The organism is Rhodococcus sp. EPR-147 (assembly GCF_001647185.1).
Taxonomy (GTDB): domain Bacteria; phylum Actinomycetota; class Actinomycetes; order Mycobacteriales; family Mycobacteriaceae; genus Rhodococcoides.
The window spans coordinates 1-6,034 of the sequence record NZ_LVCU01000008.1 but is presented as its reverse complement, the minus strand read 5'-3'; the positions used below and the strand labels follow the sequence as shown (position 1 = coordinate 6,034).

Below are 6,034 nucleotides of genomic sequence, written 5' to 3'. Positions count from 1 at the left end.
CCGAGATGGCACCGAACGATGCCCCGACCAGAGCGTCGGCCAGGCAGACCAACGCGATGTCGCGGATGTTGACCCCGGGAAGGGTTCGCCATGTCGAACGCATGGTCGTTATAGTGGACGATGTTAGGCTGTTCGTCAAATCAAACGAACGTACCGATGGAGTGAACGAATGGCGGATACCGGTCCACCGATCGCGGCAATAGCTGCCGCTCTCCAGCAGGAACGACGACGCGTCGGCCTGTCTCTCGCAGAAGTTGCGCGTCGTGCAGGCATTGCCAAATCGACTCTGTCGCAATTGGAATCGGGTACCGGCAATCCCAGCCTCGAAACTCTCTGGGCGCTCAGCGTCACCCTCGACGTGCCGTTCTCCAGGTTGGTCGAGCCCGCGAAGCAGTCGGTCCGCCTGATTCGTGCGGGGGAGGGTCCGAGATTCGCGTCGGACAGGGCGGACTACACGGCGACGCTGTTGGCGTCGTCTCCACCGAACGCTCGGCGGGACATCTATCTGATCAGCGCCGACGTCGGTGAACCGAGGCGCTCGGACCCACACTCGCCGAATGTCGTCGAGCATGTGGTGCTCAGCGCGGGACGGGCGATGGTGGGCCCGATGGGGGAGGCCGTCGAACTGGTGCCGGGCGACTACGTTGCCTACCCCGGCGACGTGCCGCACATCTTCGAGGCCCTCGAGCCGAACACCATGGCAGTGATGATCACCGAACACAGCTGACGTAGGGGGAATAGTCGGCGGGCATGCCTCGTTGGACTCCTTCGACGGCGTTCGCTTGGCAAGCCCCGGGCCTCACCCCATTTGTCGCTTCGAGCGACCACTCGCCGAGAGGCGTTTGCAGCGGACGTCGTCCCTACTTTTGTCCGCACATGGAGAGGGACAGGATTCATGGCACCGAAGACGTGGTTCATCACCGGCACATCCAAGGGATTCGGACGCGAGTGGGCCATCGCGGCCCTCGAACGCGGAGACCGGGTGGCAGCAACGGCTCGCAACACCGACACGCTGAAGGATCTCGTCGAGCAGTACGGGGACGCGATTCTGCCGATCGAACTCGACGTGAACGACCGGGCGGCCGACTTCGCGGCCGTGCAGCAGGCTCACGAGACGTTCGGCTCACTCGACATCGTGATCAACAACACCGGCTACGGCCAGTTCGGCATGATCGAGGAACTGTCCGAAGAGGACGCCCGCGCGCAGATCGAGACCAACGTCTTCGGTGCGCTGTGGGTGACCCAGGCCGCACTGCCGTTCATGCGTGCGCAGGGCAGCGGCCACATTCTGCAGGTGTCGTCCATCGGCGGCATTTCCGCGTTCCCGAACGTCGGTGCGTACCACGCCTCCAAATGGGCCCTGGAAGGATTCAGCCAGGCACTGGCGCAGGAGGTCGAAGACTTCGGCATTCACGTCACGCTGATCGAGCCGGGCGGATTCTCCACCGACTGGTCCGGCCCGTCTGCGAAGAAGTCCACCGACATCGCCGCATACGACCCGGTTCGGGACAAAGCCACGAAGCTGCGCAGCGCCCGGCAGGCGACTCCCGGTGATCCGAGTGCAACGCGGTCGGCTCTGCTGAAGGTCGTCGACGCCGAGAAGCCGCCGCTGCGAGTCTTTTTCGGCGAGGCTCCGCTGGAGATCGCGACGAAGGACTACGAATCGCGACTCGCGAGCTGGCGCGAATGGCAGCCCGTGGCCGTCGAGGCACACGGAGGCTGATCAGGCCGCACCTGAGCGTTCACCATCGCATCCGATCGGCGACTTCCCGCGCATCGATGTCGATGGTGAACCGTCAGGTCCGGTTGGGGCCACCCCTTTCGAGTTTCGTTGCGGTCGATCAGTTCTCCGGAGTCAGCGCAGTGATGTCTGCCGACGTTCGCTCATCGGTGTCGGACGTCTCTTGAAAGTAGCGACGGAAAAGCATCCGCATCGATTCGATGACGTCGATGTGCTGCTGAAGAATGATGTCCAGAGAGCGATCTGTGCCGGTGGCCAGGCTGAGAAACTTTGCCTGCAGATCCTGAGCGGACTTGAGGTCGCCCCAGGACTTGACTTCGGTGAGCGCATGCGCGTCTACCTGCATCTTCTTGAGGTGAGCGAGGTAGGCGACACAGGCACCGTCGCATTTGGCGGCGACATCGGCTGGAATGGTGACCGTGCCGGCGTCGGCTTTGGCGTTCAGCTCCTGCCAGTGCGCAATCAGGTTTGGTGGAGAATCAACCACGATTGCACGTCCTTCCTGTCAGTACCACTATTTGGGTAGTTCGGGATCGAGTTGGGCCACGACGACATTGAGTTCGGTGCATGGGTCGTAAGGTGGGCTGCCAGTCAGTTGACCTGTAATCAAAGTTGCTCTGATCAATTGAGCTCCAGCCATGAATGCGATGCCGCAAGTGCGGGATGCATCGGCCGCAATCTGCTGATATTGGGTGGCATCCCGCGTGCCTACTCGGACAGGCTGAAGTCGGTCGAAGTAGGCAGGGTCGTCGATGTAGTCCAAGCTCTGTAGCCCAACGAAAATGCGTACAAAATACCCGTCGGCAGGCGAGCGACTTACCCAGCCGCAGATCTTGAATCCATTTTGATCGCGTCCGAATATCCCCGATTCCTTGGTCTCGGCGTTCAGTCCCGCTTGCTCGATGGCCTCGTCGGGGATGGTGCAGGGATCCCATGGCGTCGTGGGTGTTGCGATGGTGGTGCTGGCCGCGGTCGGCGTCGCGTCGTCCCCTGCAGCGCTCGCACAGCCCGTGAGCAGCAGAAGTATCGCCATTGCCGGGAGCCATCGACGTGCCCTGTGCATCGCTGTCGTCCATTCCTCGAGAACACCTATGTTCTTGGACGCACTTGCTCCTCGTCCGGTTCCCGAGACGGTCGAATTCACGCCCCTCGTGGGAATTCACACCGCGTCTAGGGGGTGCGGATTCCCACGAGGGGCGTAGATCGGCGGTACTCGAGCGCGATCGCCCGATGGGCCGCCATCGTAGATGCGTCACTGTGCGGCGTCGGTGAGACAGCCTCAGTGGCTGCATGATCGAACGGATGCCACCGACGATTCGACTCCATGATCCGTGTCAGGCTGTGTCACAGTCGCTTTCGCGCTTGCAGACGCTCCACGAGTCCGAGGTTGAATCTTTCGATGTCCTCGACGGCGAAGGTGTCGTCGCCGACAAGTGCGAGAGAGGGGCGTCGCAGGAAATGCTCACCGCCCACGGGGATGCTGACCAGTTCGACCAGGCGCTGGAGCCATCGAACGACCCGCAAGGACGAGGGGACGTGGTCGGCCAGCAGAAGGGTCCCGCCGGGCCGCAGCACTCGTGTCATCTCCGCGAGAGCGACGTCGGGTGAGGGGATCGCGCACAGGGAGAAGGTGCAGACGACGGTGTCGAACGATGCGTCGGGGAACTCCAGGCCATGCGCATTGCCGAGCATCAGATTGGCATCGGGCATCACCGCCTCTGCACGAGTTCGACCGCGCGCCAGCATGTCCGGGCTCAGTTCGATCCCGGTCAAGGCCGTCCGCTCCGGGTAGTGATCGAGGTTGAGGCCGGTTCCCACCGCGATCTCGAGCACCTCGCCGGTGGCTCGAGAGCAGATCCAGGATCGGGTGTCTCGAAACAGAACGCGGTCGAGAAAGTTCATGTGCTTGTCGTAGTGGACCGACTGTTTGTCCCAATATCGCTGCCACCTGTCATGCCGTCGATTCATGGCTTCGCGCACGGTGTCGATTGCTCCATGCCCAATCGTCGCATCACAAGACTCGCCGGACACCATCCCACTGCCGAGTAGAACACGAGGTTTCCGCCGACGAACGCCGTCAGTGCTTGCCATCGACGGTCGTGTAGTCGGGTGAGCGCGAGGCTCGCGAGCACCACGGTGCCTGCCAATGCCGGTACTGCGCGATCGATACTCGGGCGGACGGATCCTGCAGCACATGACATGAGGAGATGCTCGATTCTCTGAGTGAACGGGGTTGTTGATGTATACCCTAGGGGGTACAAGTTCAGGTGTCATTGATACCCCCGGGGGTACCGTGCTACCGTTCGGACACCGCCCCCGACCTTTAAGGACACACAGTGAGTTCTACGGACGTTCGAACCGACGAGAGTTCTGCAGACAGCTCGCCGCCAGGGATCACCGGGGGGCCGTTGGCGCGCTTCGGTGCGCGCATGGCAGGCAATTTCAAGTGGGTGGTCACCGCGTGGCTCGTGGTCATCATCGGATTGGGAGCGTTTGCCCCGTCGGTGTTCGGCTCTCTCGCCGGTGCCGGTTGGCAATCCAACGGATCGGAGTCGGTCCAGGTTCGCGAACTCGCACAGGAGCACTTCGGCGGGAACTCTTCTGCCGCGATACAGGTGGTCGTGCACTCGGACACCGAACAGGTGACGGATCCCGCTGTCGCGGCAGTCATTTCCGAGGTCACCGACATTCTGGCCGCTGACTCGCGGATTTCCGAGGTCATCCCCCCGCAACCGGGGATGTCGATCAGTCCCGACGGGCACACCGGAATCCTCATCGGTGGAGCGAACGGGACGACCGACGAGATGGTGAAGGCCGTCGACGATCTCAAGGGTGACTTGACCGCAGCCTCCACGGACTCGATCGAGGTCTACCCGACCGGAGCATCGGCGCTGTGGAGTGACTTCAACAAGGCCAACCACGACGCGATGATCAAGGCCGAGATCATCTCCTGGCCCGTCACTTTGGCGATCATGGTGCTTGCGTTCGGATCGCTCGTCGCGGCAGGTCTGCCCCTGCTGTTGACGCTGGCCGGTCTGGTCGCATCCGCGGGTGGCTTGGTTCTGCTGAACGAGATCACGCCGAACTCGGTGTGGGCCATGAACTTTGCGATGATGTTCGCGCTGGCGCTCGGTATCGACTACGCGCTCTTCCTCGTCGTTCGATTCCGGGATGCGCTCCGAAAGACCATCGACGCCGGACGGATCGACCCGCAGCGTGCAGTGGCAGAAACGATGGACACGGCAGGCAAAGCAGTCCTGCTGTCCGGTCTGACCGTGCTGATCAGCTTGTCTGCCGTACTTCTCGTACCGGCACCTGCGGTACGCACGATGGCCGTGGGCATCATGCTCGCGGTGGTGTTCGTGCTCGCGGCCACCCTCACACTGCTCCCCGCAGTTCTGGGCAAGCTCGGAGCCAAGGTCAATGCCGGCTCCCTCCCGTACGCGAAGCGTCAGGTGCACCGTTCGCCGAAATTCGCGTCCTGGGGTCAGTTGCTGCACAAGCATCCGTGGCCGTTCGCCATCGGCTCGCTGTTGATTCTGGTGGCGCTGTCGATTCCGGCTCTGGGTCTGAAGGTCGCCATGCCGTCCATTTCGGTTGTGCCCGAGGACGCTCCGGTCCGGCAGGGCTACGAACTGGTGCAGGCACAGATGGGCGAAGGTGCACCAGGCATGCTGCAGATCATCGCCCCTACATCGGAGGCGGAGCAGACCGCGCAGATCGCAGCGAGCGTCGACGGCGTATCGATGGTGACGCCGCCCATGCCCGCCATGGACGGATCCGACTTCGTCATGCTGCAGGCCATCCCGAACGTGGACCCGTCGGACCCCGCACTCGAGACCACACTCGACGCCTTGCGCGCCGAGCTGCCCGAGGGAGCGATCGTCGGCGGTGCACCCGCGGAGAACCTGGACCTGCAGACAGCGTTGAACGAGTATCTGCCGATCGTGGTGTCGGTGATCCTCGTGCTCGGATTCCTGCTGCTGCTGATCGCGCTGCAGGCACCGCTGATCGCTCTGCTGGGGACCGTGGTCAGCCTGCTGTCCACCGGAGCGGCATTCGGTGTGGCGAAGCTGATCTTCCAGGACGGTCACGGCTCGTCGCTGCTCGGATTCACGCCGCAGGGATTCCTGAACGGTTGGGGCCCGGTGTTCTTCTTCGCGATGATCTTCGCAATCGCGATGGACTACACGGTGTTTCTGCTGTCGAGCGTCAAGGAACACTACGAGAACACCGGTGATCCGCACGGTTCTCAGGTCGACGGAATGGCGCATTCGGGTCGGGTGATCTTCG

Annotated in this window: 7 protein-coding genes and 1 pseudogene; 3 read left to right on the top strand and 5 right to left on the bottom strand. The window is 62.6% G+C overall.

Going from position 1 to position 6,034, the window contains the following annotated elements:
• Positions 1-103: pseudogene (locus A2J02_RS27525) on the bottom strand (AzlC family ABC transporter permease); the annotation flags it as partial.
• Positions 104-169: 66 nt separating this feature from the next.
• Here A2J02_RS27525 and A2J02_RS00425 point away from each other — a divergent pair.
• Positions 170-727 carry a helix-turn-helix domain-containing protein gene (locus tag A2J02_RS00425; protein WP_068045319.1) on the top strand — a complete coding sequence of 186 codons (558 nt, stop codon included), beginning with the start codon at positions 170-172 and terminating at the stop codon, positions 725-727.
• A 168-nt stretch (positions 728-895) separates the two neighbouring features.
• Entirely contained in the window at positions 896-1,723 is an 828-nt protein-coding gene (locus A2J02_RS00420) for an SDR family oxidoreductase (protein ID WP_068045316.1), read from the top strand.
• Positions 1,724-1,841: 118 nt separating this feature from the next.
• On the opposite strand, the gene A2J02_RS00415 is transcribed toward A2J02_RS00420, so the two are convergent.
• The 4 genes from A2J02_RS00415 to A2J02_RS00400 form a co-directional block, all read right to left on the bottom strand.
• Positions 1,842-2,228 carry a hypothetical protein gene (locus A2J02_RS00415; RefSeq protein ID WP_068045313.1) on the bottom strand — a complete coding sequence of 129 codons (387 nt, stop codon included), beginning with the start codon at positions 2,226-2,228 and terminating at the stop codon, positions 1,842-1,844.
• A 27-nt stretch (positions 2,229-2,255) separates the two neighbouring features.
• Entirely contained in the window at positions 2,256-2,774 is a 519-nt protein-coding gene (locus A2J02_RS00410; RefSeq protein ID WP_068045309.1) for a DUF3558 domain-containing protein, read from the bottom strand.
• 311 nt (positions 2,775-3,085) lie between these two features.
• On the bottom strand, positions 3,086-3,643 hold the full coding sequence (locus tag A2J02_RS00405; protein ID WP_231911390.1) for a class I SAM-dependent methyltransferase: 558 nt from the start codon (positions 3,641-3,643) through the stop codon (positions 3,086-3,088).
• Between the two features lie 62 nt (positions 3,644-3,705).
• Positions 3,706-3,942: a YgaP family membrane protein gene (locus tag A2J02_RS00400; protein ID WP_068045302.1), complete on the bottom strand. Its 237-nt coding sequence runs from the start codon at positions 3,940-3,942 to the stop codon at positions 3,706-3,708.
• Between the two features lie 135 nt (positions 3,943-4,077).
• Between A2J02_RS00400 and A2J02_RS00395 the strand changes: the two genes are divergently transcribed.
• Positions 4,078-6,034 (top strand): MMPL family transporter (locus A2J02_RS00395; RefSeq protein ID WP_082899454.1); only part of this gene is annotated, 1,957 nt, incomplete at its 3' end.

Coding starts and splice junctions, on each gene's coding strand:
- A2J02_RS00425 (WP_068045319.1), top strand. CDS start 170: ATGGCGGATACCGGTCCACCGATCGCGGCAATAGCTGCCGCTCTCCAG.
- A2J02_RS00420 (WP_068045316.1), top strand. CDS start 896: ATGGCACCGAAGACGTGGTTCATCACCGGCACATCCAAGGGATTCGGA.
- A2J02_RS00410 (WP_068045309.1), bottom strand. CDS start 2,774: ATGGCGATACTTCTGCTGCTCACGGGCTGTGCGAGCGCTGCAGGGGAC.
- A2J02_RS00405 (WP_231911390.1), bottom strand. CDS start 3,643: ATGAACTTTCTCGACCGCGTTCTGTTTCGAGACACCCGATCCTGGATC.
- A2J02_RS00400 (WP_068045302.1), bottom strand. CDS start 3,942: ATGTCATGTGCTGCAGGATCCGTCCGCCCGAGTATCGATCGCGCAGTA.